General features: G+C 61.4%; 1 protein-coding gene and 1 pseudogene. One reads left to right on the forward strand and one right to left on the reverse strand.

From position 1 onward, the window contains the following. A pseudogene (locus tag BLQ03_RS18965) lies at nt 1-174 on the forward strand (poly(3-hydroxybutyrate) depolymerase); the annotation flags it as partial. A 51-nt stretch (nt 175-225) separates the two neighbouring features. Here the strand turns inward: BLQ03_RS18965 and BLQ03_RS17765 are convergent. Then, the gene (locus tag BLQ03_RS17765) at nt 226-438 is read right to left on the reverse strand and encodes a hypothetical protein (RefSeq protein ID WP_090757608.1); all 213 of its coding nucleotides are present in this window, start codon (nt 436-438) and stop codon (nt 226-228) included. Nucleotides 439-1,216 lie beyond the last annotated feature (778 nt).

Genomic DNA, 1,216 nt, shown 5'->3' on the forward strand with positions numbered 1-1,216 from the left:
TACAGCCGCAATCTCGTGGAAGCTGCCGATGGCACGCCGCTGGTCGAGTCCTGGCGGATCGAAGGCGCAGGCCACGCCTGGTCGGGTGGGCGCACCGAGGGCAGCTACACCGACCCCGCAGGCCCGGACGCCTCGGCCGAGATGGTGCGCTTCTTCCTGCACCCGCGGACATGAGGGCAGGTGCCAGAAAGGCCGCCGGGCAGCTGGGCAGCGTTGAGGAAGGCCTTACCGGGCCACTTTCCGCTGCTTTTGGACCCGGCCCGCGGGCTTGGCCGCGCGCTCCGCGGCCTCTTTCTGCAGGCGCGCCGACCGGAGCCGGGCGGTCTGCTGCTGACGCCGCGCGGTTTCGCTTGCGATGATCTCGCGGGCAATCCGATCGGTGACATCGGCACGGGTCGCCTGCCGCGCGGCGCGGGAAAGCGTGTTGGCAGAACTCATGAACAGGATCCTTTCATTGATGGAACTGCTTGCATGCGGGCCAGCAAATGGCGCGCCTTCTCAGGCACATCCCAAGGTGTATTCCGGGGCGCAGACGGCGTGTGAGTCAGCGTCGTTTTACACCGTTTCGCCAAGCCAGACGTCACATGGACGGTTTGACCCGAGGAGCAGTGACGGTTGTCGAGTCGTGCCGCAAGGCGCGGGAATTTCCGCCATCTATTTCCTGAACGCGCATGATCTCGGATTGCCCTTTGCCACAATCCTCCGCAATCGAAGGTTCAATTTTGAGGGCCTGCAGGGAGAATGCACTATCCTGAATTCATATAGTGGCTTTTACAAAATTACAACAGGATAGCTTTTTCTGCGGGTGCGTCCGCAAGATATAAGTGAAGCTGAATGTCCGGAAAGTGCTCGAAATCGACAAGTATCTGAAGTGAATACTTGGCTTTGTTGGCCCTCCAGCGGCCGAACGTTCGCTTCGCTTGGGCGCTACTTTTGCCCTCTCTTTGTGCGTCCGCTGCAGCGAAGCTGCAGTGCAGCACCTTTGCTCCCCCGACCGTCCGCTATGGGCCTAGCCTGTGTGGAAACTCTCCGCATCGGGGCCGGTGGTTGTTCGGATCTGGCGCAGCGCTTCAGAGTGTGACCTGCGGGCAAAGACGGAGTTTCAGGATCCGTCGTTCAACCAGAGCCTTGCTTTCTTCGGTTGCTTCTGCGGGACCTTCAGCCCCTCCCGTCGCCAGATCCGTTCGACGCGCTTCACGTTCACCGCCCAACCGGC

Source organism: Paracoccus chinensis (assembly GCF_900102885.1).
In the GTDB taxonomy this organism is placed as follows: Bacteria; Pseudomonadota; Alphaproteobacteria; order Rhodobacterales; family Rhodobacteraceae; genus Paracoccus; species Paracoccus chinensis.